The following is a 16,283-nucleotide window of genomic DNA, read 5'->3' on the forward strand; positions in this document are numbered from 1 at the left end:
TCTCGCGCGTGGAGTTCAGGCCCGGCGATGGAGATATCATGCTGGAGCCGCTGATCTGGAAAGAGAACCCGGCCGCTCCGGGGCCGCCGGTCTACCTGGAGCGCATGAGCGCCTCGGCGCGCGCCGAATATGCAGTCGAGCTGAGCGGGTTACGCAAGGAGTTCAGCCTGCTCAAGCCCGGCCGCAGCGACCGCCTGGCCCAGACATTACAGTGCATCGACGGCGCCCTGGCCGATATCGCCGGCCTGGGCTGAGTTTCTTTAATAATATGTAGTTTAAAGGGTTTAGTGGCAGTTGAACCTGTTTAACTCACCGTAACCGAAAGGAGCGAACATGAACGCGAAAAATTCCGCCGCACTTCTGGCCGTGCTCGGCCTGCTGAGCCTTCCCGCCCTGAGCATGGCCCAGGAGGCGAAAGAGCCCCGTATGGTCGCCACCCCCGCAATGTCGGCGCCCTCGGATGCGGTCGTGCTGTTCGACGGGAAGAATCTGGAGCAGTGGCAGACCGAGGACGGTCAGCCGGCGCAGTGGAAAGTCGAAAACGGCGTGATGACTGTCAGCAAGGGCAACATAGTCACCCGCAAGTCTTTCGGCGACATGCAGTTGCACCTGGAGTTCGCCTCGCCGAACCCGCCCAAGGGCGAGGGCCAGGACCGCGGCAACAGCGGGGTCTACGTGATGGACCGCTACGAGGTGCAGGTGCTCGACTCGTACAACAACCCGACCTACATCGACGGGATGCTGGGCGCGGTGTACAAGATCGCCCCGCCGTTGGTCAACGCCTGCCGCAAGCCGGGCGAGTGGCAGACCTACGACATCATCGTGCGCGCCCCGCGGTTCGACGCGGACGGCAAGAAAATCAAGGACGCCAATGTCACCGTGCTGCTCAACGGCGTGCTGGTCCAGGACCATCTGGATGTCCCGGCGCCCACCGGCGGGCGGGAAAACACCCCGGAGCAGGCAACCGGGCCGATCCTGCTGCAGGACCACAACCATCCGGTCCAGTACCGCAACATCTGGGTGCGTGAGCTGTAAGGTTGAATCAAGCGGAAAGCCAGAGAAGCGGATAGGGCTTGACGGCCCTGTCCGCTTTTTTGATGGGGGTTCAGACCAGGACCCGGTCCGCCTTGCGGATTATCTCCACCGAATAACCGTCCAGCACCTGGTAGAAATGCAGCAGCTTGCCGCAGGATTTGCATTTCTGCGGCAGGTAGAAAAAGGGTGGGCTCAGCTTTCCGTCCACCAGGCGCACCGGCTGGTCCACCTTGCTGTGGCACTGGCTGCATTCCCATTTCGGGTTGATGAATTCCACTTCCGGCATCGCGGGCTGTCTCCTGGGCTGAAATCGCTCTAATTATACCATAGCCCCGGTTTGAACTCAAGTCTGTCCTGCAGAATTAGGGCTCAATCCGGACGGGGAGAATGTCGATAAGGGGGATAGGGGTGGGAGAGACGGGATTTCGGGAAGAGCCGGAGGGGAAATGATCGATTTTCAGTCCATACACGCCAGTCAGCTTCAGGTATACAGGAATTTTCAGCAGTTCAAATCCTCCAACACCCGCCACATGCGGCTGGCCCAGGCCAAGCTCCAGTCGATCCGGCACATTACCGGCGTGGTCCAGGATGTGATAGCCTCGCGCTCCGCCCTGTATCCGCCCGAGCTGAGCGGGGCCAAGGTGAACCTGCTGGTTTGATTCAGCCGCCGGGGAAGCGGTGTAAGTGCAGTTATTTTTTTAGCTGAATACAAAAAATGTTTACAGCGGTGTAAAAACACTTTATAATAAGACAGCCCTCCTTCCGGACACCTGGCCAGTGCTACCCGGAGCGGAGAGCTGTCAAGTGGATGCCGCAAGACCCAGCCCACGACATCGCACCTCGGGAATACTCCTCGGATATAATTATCGGACCGTTAGTATCGGCAATCCAGCTTTTCGTCCCGGAACCGGATATCGGGTCAGGAGGGGGCAAAAACTGCGACTGTGTCGGGCGCCAGCCCCGGACAGCGAGAAAAAAATGCCGGTTTGAGATTGAGGCCAAATAAAAGGGCCCAGGAAGCTGCCACTTCCTGAGCCCGGGCGCACAAAAAGCACGCATCTGACGCGGATCCATACAGTTGTGCCCCGAAGGGCCTGCGGTGTCCAACACGGCTTTTCATGCGGTTTCTTGTCGATCATGCACATAGTGCTATCGGCAGAATGCATGAAGGACTTTAATTTACGCTGCCTTTGGCCGGTTTACCCTTCACGGAAGTGCAAGAATCGTGCTTGGCGTGCATGCTTCATTCCCGCACACCGGGCCGAGCCCCTTTCGGACCTGTCCTGTTCCGCACGGATCAACCAACGCTCCGGGTGAAAGCTCAACCCGGAGCCCAAGGCGACAGGAGGGGGCCAGAAATGGACATCACAGGAATTTCCGATTCACGTTACCTGGCACGGTCTTTTCAGACCACGGCCTACGAGCAGCCGCAGGATATCGGCTACCAGGGGGGTGCGGCCGGACCGCAGGTGGTGGGGGATGTGCCCTCGACCGGGCCGCTGCCCGGCTCGAACCGTCCCGAGGAGGGCGCGGTCTGGCTGGAGCAGGGCCGTGAGAAAGCCTATCTGGGCAAGGTGCACGTGACCGAGTCGGGGCGCAGCCGGATGGCGCGCCTGGAGGGGCAGTGGGAGATTCAGTCCTGGCACGTGCGCCGTTTGCGGGACGGTCTCAACTCGCTGGAACGTCAGGCCGCGGCCGGCTCGATGCGCCTGCGCTCGGCCATCGCCTCGCTGACCGACTTGCAGGGGCGCATGGGCAACTCGGGCCGCAGCGTGGATATTTATGCTTGACACAGCCGCTGGGCCTCATTATTAATCTATGCTGTAATATGGAGTTTTATATTCAATATCCAGGCAATCCGATAGCGTTGTGGAGTCGATATATTTCCATTTTCGTTCCAAGGCGGGAGGGATACAAATGTCTCTGGCTCGATTAAAGTTGTTTCTGCTCACGGCGCTGACCGTGGCGGCTGTCGGCGCATGCTCGACCAAGCCGAGGTTCTATATCAAGGTTGAGGTGCTCGGCGCGGAGACCTCCTGCCAGAACATGGATATCGATTTTACATCCTACGACTACAACGGTGTTCTGGACAGCCTGACCAAGCTGAACAACCCCGGCCCGCGGCCGGATTCCAGCGACTTGATGGTGTTGCTGGATGAATATCAGAAGCAGCTTGCCTCCAAGACCGCGATGTCGGATTCGGTCAACTCGCTGCGAGACGACCTCGAGAAGATGAATAACACCTCGATCGAGTACCGCAAGCTGTTCCCGATTTTCCAGGACCTGCAGAAGCGTGAGCAGCAGGCCTCGGAGGATGTGCACCAGGTGCACCAGAAATACCTTGAGATCAAGGGCGCCTACCAGGAAAAGGTAAACGCCTGGCGTGAAAAGGCTTTCACTGGCTTCACCGATTTCAAGAATAACATACAGCCTGAGCTTCAGACCAAAACCGAGACCACCGATCAGAACTGCACGATCAGCAAGCTCGACCTTCCTTTCGGCAGGTGGTGGCTCAACGCCGAACTGCGCCGTCCCGGGACGATCAACGAGAAGCTGGTCTGGAACATTCAGTTGCCCACCAAGGGTGATTCGGTGCTGATTATCCTGGATGAGAGCAACGCGGATGTGATCCGGGAATTGCTCTGAGTCCAGCGGTCTGCCAGGATAAATTCGAATGCACTGCCGGCAGTATCCCGTCTGCAACCCGCCGTGATACTGCCGGTTTGTTTATTGCGTTATTGTTCTGCAAACAGGCTGCCGCGCAGGGCGCGCCGGCCATTGAGAGATGGAGCTTTCAAGTGGCGTCTGGAATCGATGAACTGACTGTCAACTGGGAAGACGAGCAGGGGCGTCTGACTACCCGTGAGCTGGAAAAAGAGGTGATTTCCAAGGGTGGCGGCTGGGTGACCGTGATGTTTCTGTACGAGGACCTGGACGCGGCCAGCGGTGAGTACGGTCCGAAGAAAGTCCGCGTGCAGCGCTACCAGAAACGCGGCGACAAGTATATCGTCCAGAGTAAATTCAACATTTCGAGCGAAAAACAGGCTCAGGAGATCATCCGTACTCTGGCGCAGTGGTTCCCCGAAAAATAAGCCTCCGCTTCCGGGGGCTTGCGTGGCTTGTGTTTTTTTAGCATTCTTTCCTTAGACTACACCTTTTACCTGGAGAGCCGATGGAATATCAGGTTGCGGATATGAAACTGGCAGGCAAGGGCAAGAAGCGTATCGACTGGGCCGAGAACGACATGCCGGTGCTCCGTCTGGTGCGCGAGCGCTTTGCCAAGGAAAAGCCGCTGGCCGGCCTCAGAATGAGCGCCTGCCTGCACGTCACGGCAGAGACGGCCAACCTCTGCCGCACCCTCAAGGCCGGCGGCGCCGAACTTCTGCTGTGCGCCTCCAACCCCCTGAGCACCCAGGATGACGTGGCCGCCTCGCTGGTGGAGCATGACGGCCTGAAAGTCTACTCCATCCGGGGCGAGGACAACAAGACCTACTACGAGCACATCAAGGCCGCGCTCAAGTTCAAACCCTCGGTCACGATGGATGACGGCGCCGACCTGGTCAGCACCGTGCATTCCGAGTACCCGGAGCAGTTGGGCGACATCATCGGCAGCATGGAGGAGACCACCACCGGGGTGATCCGCCTGAGGGCCATGGCTGCGGACGGGGCTCTGAAGATTCCCGTGTTCGCGGTCAACGACGCCATGACCAAGCACCTGTTCGACAACCGCTACGGCACCGGGCAGTCTACGGTGGATGGGATCATCCGTGCCACTGATGTGCTGCTGGCCGGCAAGAACGTGGTCACCGCGGGCTATGGCTGGTGCGGACGCGGGTTCGCCAACCGCGCGCGCGGCATGGGCGCCAACGTGATCGTGACCGAGGTCGATCCGATCAAGGCCATCGAGGCGGTGATGGACGGGTTCCGGGTGATGACCATGGCCGAGGCCGCACCGATCGGCGACCTGTTCTGCACCCTCACCGGCGACATCAACGTCGTCCGCCCCGAGCATTTCACGAAGATGAAGGACGGGGCCTTGGTCTGCAACAGCGGTCATTTCAACGTCGAGCTGGACCTCAAGGGCCTCGAGGCTATCTCCAAGCAGGTGGTCAAGGATGTGCGGGCCAACGTGGACGCCTACCTCCTGAACAACGGCCGCAAGGTGTTCATCCTGGGCGAGGGCCGTCTGATCAACCTGGCCGCCGCCGAGGGGCACCCGGCCTCGGTGATGGACATGAGCTTCGCGGTCCAGGCCCTGACCACAGAGTACGTGGCCAAGAACAGGGGCTCGTTCAAGGCCGGTGTCTACGAGGTCCCGGCCAACATCGACCAGTGGGTCGCCACCCTGAAACTCAAATCCATGGGCGTGACCATCGACAGCCTGACCAGCGAGCAGGAGAAGTACCTCAAGTCCTGGACCATGGGCACCTAAAAAGTACGGCTGAAATTTGTCGCTCCGGCGGCCAAGCCGCCGGAGCGACTTTCTGATTCTGCAAGGGGCGGGCATGATCGAACTGACCATATCCGGGCTGGGAATCGACAGCTCCAACAACTCCCCGGTGGTGCTGCTCAAGGAGAAGGACGGTGAGCGTGTGCTGCCAATCTGGATCGGCCCGAGCGAGGCCAGCGCTATCGCCATGGAGATCTCGGGGGTCAAGTTCAAGCGTCCCCTGACCCACGACCTGTTCAAGCAGTGCCTGCTCGACCTGGGGGTGGGTATGGAGTACGTGTTCATCCACGAGTTGAAAGAGAACACCTACTATGCCCGGATCGTGCTCACCCGGGGTGAGGAGCGTTTCGAGCTGGATGCCCGGCCCTCGGACTCCATCGCCCTGGCCATCCGCATGAAAGCCTCGATCCACACCACGGATGAGCTGCTGGACAACGCCAGCAAGATCATGCCCAAGACCGTGACCCAGGCCGAGGAGTACGACCCCGAGGCCCTGCGTGAGACCCTGCGCAAGATGAACCCCGAGGATTTCGGAAAATTCACTTTCTGAACCCGCCGCGTTCCGCCTGTCCCGCCCCTGAAACATCCCTGCTTTGAGCAAAATGGAGTAAAATAACTTGACTGAAGCGCGCTGATTGATTAATATGACCTTACATCCATAACGATTTGCTTTTGGATGCAGGCGCGGCCACGGCCGCTTGAGACCGGAACATCCAACCACGGCCCGACGATGATCCGCATTGAGTTGTACCTTTACCTTTTGTTTAGTGACATCAGCGGATGTCAGGTAGTGGGGCCGTAGGCGCTTCAGTCAGTCAGCAGGACCGGCAAGGAAAAGCCCACTATCTAACGCGATAGTGGCTTTTTGCTATATAGGCGTATAATTCCAGCGGGTTGTGCCGTGAAAGGAGAACGGATGGACAGCTCGGCCGAGATCGAGCACTGGCGTGAGAAGATCGATGCGGTGGATGCACAGTTGCTCGAACTGGTGAACCGCCGGGTGGGATTCGCTCTTGAAATCGGACGTCTCAAGCGTGCGGTCGGGTTGCCGGTCTACAACCGGGAGCGCGAGGAGCAGATTCAGCGGAACGTGAGCCGCAACAACCAGGGTCCGCTGAGTGATGATGCGATAATGAGACTTTTCACCAGAATAATAGAGGAAACCCGCAGACTGGAGCAGGAAGTCTGCAGCGAGGGGACAGGCGATGGTCATAAGCATGCGCAATGATGCCTCGGAAGATCAAATCCAGGCCATCATCACCAGACTCCACGATCTGAAGTTCGACACACACCGCTCCACCGGTTCCAACCGCACGATCATCGGCGTGATCGGCGAGACCAACCTGCTCGACCCGCGGGATTTCGAAATCCTGGACGGGGTGGCCGAGGTGATACGCATCTCGGCGCCCTACAAGTTCGCCAGCCGTCAGTTCAAGCCCGACAACACGGTGATCACCCTGCCCGGCGGCGCGACCATCGGCGGCCGCGAGGTGCTGGTCATGGCCGGCCCCTGCTCGGTGGAAAGCCTGGCCCAGATGGACGAGGTTGCCGCCCGCGTGGCCGAGAGCGGCGCCCGGGTGCTCCGCGGCGGAGCTTTCAAGCCGCGCACCTCGCCCTACAGTTTCCAGGGCATGGGCGAGGAGGGCCTCAAGATACTGCGCCAGGTGGGGGACAAGTACAAGTTGGATGTGGTCAGCGAGGTGATGGACCGCAGCCAGGTGGAGCTGATGCTCGATTATGTCGATATCCTTCAGGTGGGCGCGCGCAACATGCAGAATTTCACCCTGCTGCGCGAGCTCAGCCATGTGCGCAAGCCGGTCCTGCTGAAGCGGGGGCTGGCCGCCACAGTGGAGGACCTTTTGATGAGCGCCGAGTATGTGATTTCGGGCGGCAACAAGGAGGTCATCCTCTGCGAGCGGGGCATCCGCACTTTCGAGACCTACACCCGCAACACGATGGACATCGCGGCCATCCCGGTGGTGCACAAGCTGAGCCACCTGCCCATCGTGGCCGACCCGAGCCACGGCACGGGCATCCGGGACAAGGTGCTGCCGATGGGCCGGGCGGCCATCGCGGCCGGGGCGGATGGCTTGATCGTCGAGGTGCACCCCGACCCGAACAAGGCGCTTTCGGACGGCGCCCAGAGCCTTTATCCCGAGCAGTTCGACCGTCTGATGCGCGAGTTGGAGATTATCGCCCGGGCCATCGGGCGCTCGATTTCGGCCGACTGAAAAATCGACCGCTGAACCCTTTCCCGGAACGCGGGGCCATGTTTGAGCTGGCGATCCTTATCAAGTGGTATTCGACTACGAGCTTGTGACGCTCCAGTCCGTTTCCCGGCATAGGCCGCGGTCTGTTGTGCGCGGCGCACTCTTTCTGTTCCGTGATTCGACTGAAGTCAGAAACCAGCCGGCGGCCGCGCGAGGCCCCGGTGCAGAATACGAGGTAAACCATGTCTGGTAAGGAAAGCAGGAAGGTACTGGTTTTCGATACGACTCTGCGTGATGGTGAGCAGTCGCCCGGTTGCAGCATGAACCTGCCCGAAAAACTGAGCCTGGCCCGTCAGCTCGAGAAGCTGAACGTGGACGTGATCGAGGCCGGGTTCCCAATCGCCAGCGAGGGCGATTTCGAGTCCGTGCTGCAGGTGGCCAAGGAGGTGCGCAAGCCCATCATCGCCGGGCTGGCCCGCGCGGTCAAGCTGGACATCGACCGTGCCTGGGAGGCCCTTCAGCACGCCGCCCGTCCGCGTATCCACACGTTCCTGGCCACGAGCGACATTCACCTGAAGTTCAAGCTCAAGAAAACCAGGGAAGAAGTTGTGGAGATGGCGGTTAAGGCGGTCGAGCTGGCGAAGGGCTACTGCGACGACGTGGAATTTTCGTGCGAGGATGCCGGTCGCACGGATGACGACTACCTGGCCCTGGTGGTCAAGGCCGTGATCGCGGCCGGGGCCACCACAATCAACATCCCCGACACCGTGGGCTACCAGGTGCCCAGCGAGTTCGGCCGCAAGATCGCCCTGCTGGTCAAGAACGTGCCCGAGTTCGCCACGGGCAAAGCGATCCTGAGCGTGCACTGCCACAACGACCTCGGCCTGTCGGTGGCCAATTCCCTGGCCGCCTGCCAGAACGGGGCCCGTCAGGTGGAGTGCACGATCAACGGCATCGGCGAGCGCGCGGGCAACGCCTCGCTGGAGGAGTTTGTCATGGCCGCCCGCACCCGTCACGACATCCTGGATTTCCACACCGATATCGTGACCACGGAGCTGTTCCCGACCAGCCGGATGCTTTCCAACATCACCGGCGTGTTCGTGCAGCCCAACAAGGCCATCGTGGGCAAGAACGCTTTTGCGCACGAGGCGGGGATACATCAGGACGGGGTGCTGAAAGAGGCCCTGACCTACGAGATCATGACCCCGCAGTCGGTGGGCATCCAGAAAGGCAACATCGTGATGGGCAAGCATTCCGGCCGTCACGCCCTGGAGCACCGCCTGAAGGAGCTGGGGTTCGACCTGACCAAGGATGATGTGGAGAAGGCCTACAAGCTGTTCTGCAAGCTGGCCGACCAGAAGAAGAGCATTACGGACGACGACCTGATGGCAATCGCGCAGGACGGGGTGCAGCACATCCCCGAGACCTGGAAGCTGGAATACCTCCAGACCGTGGGCGGCCAGCCGGCCCTTAGCACGGCGACGATCATGCTGTCCAAGCGCGAGGGCGGCGACAAGGTGAAGGATGCCGCCACCGGGGACGGTCCGGTGAGCGCCCTGTGCAACTGCATCGACCGGATCGTGGACCTCAAGGGCTCGCTGGTGGACTACCAGCTCCGCTCGGTGGGCGAGGGCCGCGAGGCGGTGGGCGAGGTGTTCCTGCGGGTGCTGTTCGACGGTGTGGAGTACATGGGCAAGGCGGCCAGCACGGATGTGATGGACGCCACGGCCCGGGCCTATCTCAACGCGGCCAACAAGGCGATCTACGGCCGTCAGCACGGACGGACCGGACAGGCGGCCGGCGCTCCCCGTCAGGCTGCGGTCTGAGCGGGCGCCGATAAAGGGATTCGGAAATGTCAGACAAGGATAAGGAGTGAATGCATGGGTAAAACAATGGCGGAAAAGATCTGGGACTCGCACGTGGTGCACTCCCAGAACGGGATCGACATCCTGTATGTCGACCGTCACCTGGTGCACGAGGTGACCTCGCCCCAGGCTTTCGAGGGACTGCGGCTGGCCGGGCGCAAGCTGCACTCGCCCAGCTCGACCTATGCCGTGCCGGACCACAACGTGCCCACGGTGAACCGTGACAAGCCCATCGCGGACCCGCTCTCGGCCCGTCAGGTCGAGGCGCTGCGCACCAACTGCCGCGAGTTCGGGGTGACACTGTTCGACATGGATGACCCGCGCCAGGGGATCATCCACGTGATGGCACCGGAGCAGGGACTCACCCTGCCCGGCTCGATCATAGTCTGCGGCGACAGCCACACCGCCACCCACGGGGCGTTCGGGGCGCTGGCTTTCGGCATCGGCACCTCGGAGGTGGAGCACGTGCTGGCCACCCAGACCCTGCAGCAGAAAAAGCCCAAGTTCATGCTGGTCAAGGTGGAGGGCAAGCCGGGAGTGGATGTCGGCCCCAAGGACATAATCCTGGCCATAATCGGCAAGATCGGCACCGCCGGCGGCACGGGCTACATCATCGAGTACGCCGGCGAGGCGGTGCGCGCTTTGAGCATGGAGGGCCGCATGACCCTCTGCAACATGTCCATCGAGGCCGGGGCCAAGGCCGGCCTGGTGGCGCCGGATGACACCACGTTCGCCTATCTGAAGGGCCGCCCGTACGCCCCCAGGGGCGCGCAGTTCGAGCAGGCCGTGGCCGAGTGGCGCAAGCTGCCCTCCGACCCGGATGCGGCGTTCGACAAGGTGGTCGAGCTGAGCATGGCCTATGTGAAGCCCCAGGTCACCTGGGGCACCAGCCCGGGCCAGGTGGTGGATATCGAAGGCAAGGTGCCGGACCCGGCCGCTCTGGCCGATCCGGCGGCCCGCAAGGCCGTGGAGCGCGCCCTGGAGTACATGGGGCTGGCCCCCAATACGCCGATCACCCAGATCAAGATCGACAAGGCCTTCATCGGCTCCTGCACCAACGGCCGGATCGAGGACCTGCGCGAGGCGGCCCAGTTCGTGCGCGGGCGCAAGGTGGCCGCGGGCGTGCAGGCGATAGTCGTCCCGGGCAGCGGCCTGGTCAAGAAACAGGCCGAGTCCGAGGGCCTGGACCGCGTGTTCACCGAGGCCGGGTTCGAGTGGCGCGAGGCGGGCTGCTCGATGTGCCTGGCCATGAACGGCGACATGCTGCTGCCGGGCGAGAGGTGCGCCTCCACCAGCAACCGTAATTTCGAGGGCCGTCAGGGGCGCGGCGGACGCACGCACCTGGTGAGCCCCCTGATGGCGGCGGCCGCAGCCGTGGCCGGCCATTTCGCCGATCCGCGCAAGATGAACTGACGCCCTTGAGGCATAACTTTAGATAAGAGACATAACATGGAACCTTTCAAGAAGCTTACGGCGGTTGCGGCCCTGCTCGACCGGATGAATGTCGACACGGACGCCATCGTGCCCAAGCAGTTCCTGAAGAAGATCGAGCGCACCGGTTTCGGCAGGCACCTGTTCCACGAGTGGCGCTATCTGGATGACGCCGGGACGAAAGACAACCCGGAGTTCCCGCTCAATCAGCCGCGCTACAAGGGGGCGCAGATCCTGCTGGCCCTGGACAATTTCGGCTGCGGCTCCAGCCGTGAGCACGCACCCTGGGCGCTCAAGGAGTACGGTTTCCGGGCCATCATCGCGCCCAGCTTCGCCGACATTTTCTTCAACAACTGCTTCCAGAACGGCATTCTGCCCGTGGTCCTCAAGCGGGACGAGGTGGATGCCCTGTTCGGCGAGGTGGGGGCCAAAGAGGGCGCCACGCTCAGCGTGGACCTGGAGAGCCAGACAGTCACCGCTCCGAGCGGCAAGGTGTTCCGCTTCGAGGTCTCGCCGTTCTACCGTGAGCGTCTGCTCAAGGGGCTGGACGACATCGGCTGGACGCAGCAGTTCTCGGACAAGATCGGCGCGTTCGAGCGCGACTACCGGGCGGCCAAGCCCTGGATGTTCATCGGCCAGGCCTGAGCGGGCCCCCGATGCACCGGTTGAATTGTCATTCCTCTTAAGAATCACCCCCACGCACCCGGACCGGCCTGTAACGGGCCGGTCCGCGGACGGGGTTTTACGGCAGGGCCTTGATTCGCATCATCAACTCCACAACGTTTCTGACCACAGGAGACCTGGATGGCGAAACAGTATAAGATCGCGGTGATCGGCGGCGACGGCACCGGTCCGGAAGTAGTCGCCGAGGCGCGCAAAGTCCTCGACGCGGCGGCGGGCAAGCACGGTTTCAAGCTGGATTACACCGAGATTCCCTGGGGCGGCGAGTTCTACAAAAAAACCGGGGTGGTGCTGCCCGAGGACGGCTGCGACACGCTGCGCAAGTTCGACTCGATCCTGCTGGGCGCCATCGGGCACCCGGATGTCAAGCCCGGCATCCTGGAGAAAGGCCTCCTGCTGGCCATGCGTTTCGGCCTCGACCACTACATCAACCTGCGGCCGGTCAAGCTTTATCCGGGAGTTGAGACCCCGGTCAAGGGCAAGGGCCCCGAGGACATCGATTTCGTGGTCGTGCGCGAGAACACCGAGGGTCTCTATGTCGGGGCGGGCGGCAACCTGAAGAAGGGCACGCCGGACGAGGTGGCGATCCAGACCTCGATCAACACCCGCAAGGGCGTGGAACGCTGCGTGCGCTACGCTTTCGACTACTGCCGCAAGCGCAACAAGAAGAAGACCCTTACCCTCTGTGCCAAGACCAACGTCCTCACCTACGCCTCCGACCTCTGGGAGCGCACGTTCCACGAGGTGGGGGCCAAGGATTACCCGGACATCAAGCGCGAGTACGCCCATGTGGACGCCACCACGATGTGGATGGTGAAGAACCCGGAATGGTTCGACGTGATCGTGGTCGACAACCTTTTCGGCGACATTATCACCGACCTGGGCGCCATGGTCCAGGGCGGAATGGGCATCGCCGCGGGCGGCAACATCAACCCCGGTGGCGTCTCGATGTTCGAGCCGATCGGCGGCAGCGCTCCCAAGTACACGGGCAAGGGTGTTATTAACCCGCTCGCTTCGATCTGCTCGGGCGCGATGATGATGGACTCCCTGGGCGAGGCGAAAGTGGCCCAGGATATCGAGAGCGCCGTGATGTGGGCCTGCGCCAACAAGATGAAGAGCATGGCCGCCGGCAAGATGGGCTACACGACGAGCCAGGTGGGCGATCTGATCGCCGAGCGCGTCCTGGCCCAGTAACCGACCCAGGCCCCGCCCGCGGGTGGGGCCTTTTCAGGACAGGTGTGACGCTATGATTATCGTAATGAAGAAGGACGCCACCAGTAAGCAGACCGATCACGTCTTCGACCGTATCCGCGAGTTGGGCTACAAGGTCCACCCGATCTACGGGACAGAGCGCACGGTGATCGGCGCGATCGGCGACGAGCGGGGCAAGTTCAGGCTGAAGTCCCTCGAATCCGTGCCCGGAGTGGAATCGGTCATTCCCATCCTCAAGCCCTACAAGCTGGTCAGCAGTGAGCTGAAAAGCGAGAAGAGCATCGTGAAGGTGGGCAAGGACGTGGAGTTCGGCGGCAAGCAGTTCGTGCTGATCGCCGGCCCCTGCTCCGTGGAAAGCCGCGAACAGATAGTCCAGACCGCAAAGAGGGTGAAGGCCGCCGGGGCGCGTATGCTCCGCGGCGGTGCGTTCAAGCCGCGCACCTCGCCCTACGCGTTCCAGGGTCTGGAGGAGGAGGGCCTGGAGCTGCTGGCCGAGGCCCGCGAGAAGACCGGCCTTCCAATCGTGACCGAGGTGCTCTCTTCACAGGACCTGCCCCTGGTGGCGCGTTACACCGATGTCCTGCAGATCGGGGCGCGCAACATGCAGAATTTCTCCCTGCTCAAGCAGGTGGGCCTGATGGACAAGCCCGTGCTGCTCAAGCGCGGCATCTCGGCCACGATCAACGAGTTCCTGATGAGCGCCGAGTATATCCTTAGTCAGGGCAACCAGAACGTGATCCTGTGCGAGCGCGGTATCCGCACTTTCGAAACCGCCACGCGCAACACCCTGGACATGGCCGCGGTGCCGCTGATCCGTGGCCTGAGCCACCTGCCGATCATAGTCGACCCCTCGCACGGCACGGGAATACCCAAACTGGTGGCCCCGATGACCAAGGCCGCGGCGGCCTGCGGGGCGGACGGCGCTATCATCGAGGTGCACGCCGCGCCGGAGCAGGCTCTTTCGGACGGGGAACAGGCGCTCACCCCGGACCAGTTCGACGAGTTGGTCAAGGTGCTCAAGCCGATCCTGGACGCCGAGGGAAAAACACTCTGACGGCGTGTTACGCTCCTGCAAAATGAAAACCCGGCTTCGGCCGGGTTTTTTTTGACCGCAAGCCTTGCCTGGAGTGTTCTTCGAAAACAAATTGAATCAGTGTCGAGAATTACCCGCCACGATTCTTCGGAAGCACTCACTCGAACGAGCACCGGCATGGCCTCACGGGGCGAACAGAAAGAACGCGGCCACGGTTTCGGCACGGCGCCGGTGTTCCTGGCCGCGATCAGCACGATCCTGGGCGCGATCCTGTTCCTGCGGTTCGGCTACGGTGTGGCGCATGTCGGGGTGCTGGGAGTGCTGACCATCATCCTGATCGGCCACCTGATCACGATCCCTACCGGCATGGCGGTGGCCGAGATCGCCACCAACCTGAAAGTGGAGGGTGGGGGAGAGTATTACATCATCAGCCGCTCGTTCGGCCCCACGGTGGGCGGGGCGATAGGCATCTCGCTGTTCCTGTCGCAGGCCATTTCGGTCGCATTCTACATGATCGCTTTTTCAGAGGCTTTCCGTCCGCTCTTCCCCTGGTTCGAGCATCTGACCGGCCACACGCCCGACCCTCGAATGGTGGGCATTCCGGCCACCTTGATCCTGATCGGGGTGATACTCTACAAGGGGGCGGACCTGGGTGTGAGCATGCTCTGGGTGGTGGTGAGCATTCTGGCGCTCTCGCTGGTGATGTTTTTCCTCGGCCACCCGGTAACACACAACTCCGATCTGGGGCTTCTTTCCACGGTCAAGCGGCCGGACAATTTTTTCACCGTGTTCGCCATCATTTTCCCGGCGTTCACCGGCATGACCGCGGGGGTGGGGCTTTCCGGCGATCTGAAGAATCCCAGGCGCTCCATCCCGATGGGAACGCTGTTTGCCACCATTTGTGGCATGGTTGTTTACGTGATGGTGGTGATAAAGCTGGGCCTTAGCGCCACTCCGGATGAGCTGGCGGGCGACCAGTTCATCATGTCGAAGATAGCTGTCTGGGGCCCGATTATCCCAATCGGCCTGGGCGCGGCCACGATTTCCTCGGCCATCGGCTCGATCCTGGTCGCTCCGCGCACCCTTCAGGCCCTGGCTGGAGATGGCGTATTTCCCTGGAAACGCATCAACGCTTACCTGACCAGGGGCAGAGGCAAGGCCAACGAACCGATTAACGCCACGCTTCTGACCTCGCTTATCGCTCTTGTTTTCGTCTCCATGGGCAATGTCGATTTCGTGGCCCAGATCATCAGTATGTTTTTCATGGTCACCTACGGCTCGCTCTGCTCGATCAGCTTCCTGGAGCATTTCTCCGGCGATCCCTCCTACCGGCCGACTTTCCGCTCCAAGTGGTACCTTTCGCTGCTGGGGGCGATCCTGAGTTTTGTGATGATGTACCAGATGCAGCCGTTGTACGCGATCCTGGCGATCCTGTCGATGGCCGGTATCTACTGGGGCCTCAAGCGCAGCAACCAGGGCGAGCGCGACCTGTCCGAGGTGGTGCAGGGGGTGCTGTTCCAGCTCACGCGCAAGCTCCAGGTGCTGATCCAGCGCCAGGGCGCCAGCCAGAGCATGGCCAACTGGCGGCCCTCTTTCATCGCCCTGTCCTCGCACTCGCTCACCCGTCTGGCCCCGTTCGATGTCCTGCGCTGGATATCGCACCACTATGGGTTCGGCTCGTTCATCCATTTCATCCGCGGGCCGCTGAACAGCGAGACCCACGCCGATGCCCAGGCCACCCTGGAACGCCTGGTCCGTCAGGCGCGCTCCAGCGATGCGGCGATCTACGTGGACACCATCGTGAGCCCCAGTTTCCGCACCGCTGTGGCGCAACTGGTCCAGATTCCGGGAGTGGCCGGCCTGGAGAACAACAGCATGCTGTTCGAGTTTCTGTACGAGGAAAAGGGCCAGCTCGAACACCTGCTCGAATCCTGTGATTTTGCAGCCATCGCGGGATTCAATGTCTGCGTGCTGCGGCATTCCAACCGTCATTTCGGCTACCGTCGGCTGATCCATATCTGGCTGACCCCGGGCGACTACCGCAACGCCAACCTGATGATCATCCTGGCCTACATCATCATCGGCCACCCGGACTGGAAAGGGGCGGAGATAGTGCTCTACGCGGCGTTCCACAAGAAAGAAATGGACCGCGAGGTGGCCCGCCTGAACGACCTTCTGGCCCGCGGCCGCCTGCCGATCTCGCCCAACAACGTGATCCCGGTGCCACTGGCCGAGGACCAGTCGTTCGATTCGCTGGTGAGCGTCAACTCGGCCGAGGCCGACCTGGTGATAACCGGGTTCTCCATCGGCAAGATGAAACAGGACGAGGGAGAGTTTCTCAAAGGCTTCGAGAATATCCAGGACCT

17 protein-coding genes are annotated in these 16,283 nt (G+C 61.5%); 16 read left to right on the forward strand and 1 reads right to left on the reverse strand.

What is annotated here, in order from left to right; all coding sequences use genetic code 11:
• The coding region (locus LLH00_14180; GenBank protein MCE5272422.1) for a hypothetical protein at positions 1-254 on the forward strand (254 nt) is incomplete at its 5' end.
• Positions 255-333: 79 nt separating this feature from the next.
• Positions 334-1,035, forward strand: coding sequence for a DUF1080 domain-containing protein (locus tag LLH00_14185; GenBank protein ID MCE5272423.1), 702 nt, complete (start codon positions 334-336; stop codon positions 1,033-1,035).
• Positions 1,036-1,105: 70 nt separating this feature from the next.
• Here the strand turns inward: LLH00_14185 and LLH00_14190 are convergent, their stop codons facing one another.
• Positions 1,106-1,321, reverse strand: a complete 216-nt coding sequence (locus LLH00_14190; GenBank protein MCE5272424.1) for a hypothetical protein — start codon at positions 1,319-1,321, stop codon at positions 1,106-1,108.
• A 160-nt stretch (positions 1,322-1,481) separates the two neighbouring features.
• Between LLH00_14190 and LLH00_14195 the strand changes: the two genes are divergently transcribed.
• The 14 genes from LLH00_14195 to LLH00_14260 form a co-directional block, all read left to right on the forward strand.
• The gene (locus LLH00_14195; GenBank protein MCE5272425.1) at positions 1,482-1,694 is read left to right on the forward strand and encodes a hypothetical protein; all 213 of its coding nucleotides are present in this window, start codon (positions 1,482-1,484) and stop codon (positions 1,692-1,694) included.
• A 699-nt stretch (positions 1,695-2,393) separates the two neighbouring features.
• Positions 2,394-2,825, forward strand: a complete 432-nt coding sequence (locus LLH00_14200; GenBank protein ID MCE5272426.1) for a hypothetical protein — start codon at positions 2,394-2,396, stop codon at positions 2,823-2,825.
• Between the two features lie 127 nt (positions 2,826-2,952).
• Positions 2,953-3,681 (forward strand): hypothetical protein, encoded by a 729-nt coding sequence (locus LLH00_14205; GenBank protein MCE5272427.1) that lies wholly within the window; start codon positions 2,953-2,955, stop codon positions 3,679-3,681.
• 152 nt (positions 3,682-3,833) lie between these two features.
• Positions 3,834-4,127, forward strand: a complete 294-nt coding sequence (locus tag LLH00_14210; protein ID MCE5272428.1) for a hypothetical protein — start codon at positions 3,834-3,836, stop codon at positions 4,125-4,127.
• Positions 4,128-4,207: 80 nt separating this feature from the next.
• Positions 4,208-5,467 carry an adenosylhomocysteinase gene (ahcY, locus tag LLH00_14215; GenBank protein MCE5272429.1) on the forward strand — a complete coding sequence of 420 codons (1,260 nt, stop codon included), beginning with the start codon at positions 4,208-4,210 and terminating at the stop codon, positions 5,465-5,467.
• 73 nt (positions 5,468-5,540) lie between these two features.
• Positions 5,541-6,035 (forward strand): bifunctional nuclease family protein, encoded by a 495-nt coding sequence (locus LLH00_14220; protein MCE5272430.1) that lies wholly within the window; start codon positions 5,541-5,543, stop codon positions 6,033-6,035.
• Positions 6,036-6,401: 366 nt separating this feature from the next.
• Positions 6,402-6,713, forward strand: coding sequence for a chorismate mutase (locus LLH00_14225; protein MCE5272431.1), 312 nt, complete (start codon positions 6,402-6,404; stop codon positions 6,711-6,713).
• Positions 6,691-7,716: a 3-deoxy-7-phosphoheptulonate synthase gene (gene aroF, locus LLH00_14230; protein ID MCE5272432.1), complete on the forward strand. Its 1,026-nt coding sequence runs from the start codon at positions 6,691-6,693 to the stop codon at positions 7,714-7,716. The genes LLH00_14225 and aroF (LLH00_14230) overlap by 23 nt, the downstream gene beginning before the upstream one ends.
• Positions 7,717-7,937: 221 nt before the next feature.
• On the forward strand, positions 7,938-9,521 hold the full coding sequence (locus LLH00_14235; GenBank protein ID MCE5272433.1) for a 2-isopropylmalate synthase: 1,584 nt from the start codon (positions 7,938-7,940) through the stop codon (positions 9,519-9,521).
• Positions 9,522-9,575: 54 nt separating this feature from the next.
• On the forward strand, positions 9,576-10,973 hold the full coding sequence (leuC, locus tag LLH00_14240) for a 3-isopropylmalate dehydratase large subunit (GenBank protein MCE5272434.1): 1,398 nt from the start codon (positions 9,576-9,578) through the stop codon (positions 10,971-10,973).
• 36 nt (positions 10,974-11,009) lie between these two features.
• Positions 11,010-11,636: a 3-isopropylmalate dehydratase small subunit gene (gene leuD, locus LLH00_14245; protein ID MCE5272435.1), complete on the forward strand. Its 627-nt coding sequence runs from the start codon at positions 11,010-11,012 to the stop codon at positions 11,634-11,636.
• 159 nt (positions 11,637-11,795) lie between these two features.
• Positions 11,796-12,866: a 3-isopropylmalate dehydrogenase gene (locus tag LLH00_14250; protein ID MCE5272436.1), complete on the forward strand. Its 1,071-nt coding sequence runs from the start codon at positions 11,796-11,798 to the stop codon at positions 12,864-12,866.
• Positions 12,867-12,918: 52 nt separating this feature from the next.
• Positions 12,919-13,938, forward strand: coding sequence for a 3-deoxy-7-phosphoheptulonate synthase (gene aroF / locus LLH00_14255; GenBank protein ID MCE5272437.1), 1,020 nt, complete (start codon positions 12,919-12,921; stop codon positions 13,936-13,938).
• 156 nt (positions 13,939-14,094) lie between these two features.
• A partial coding sequence (locus tag LLH00_14260; GenBank protein MCE5272438.1) for an amino acid permease occupies positions 14,095-16,283 on the forward strand: 2,189 nt, incomplete at its 3' end.

Source organism: bacterium (genome assembly GCA_021372515.1).
Lineage (GTDB): Bacteria > Gemmatimonadota > Glassbacteria > GWA2-58-10 > GWA2-58-10 > JAJFUG01.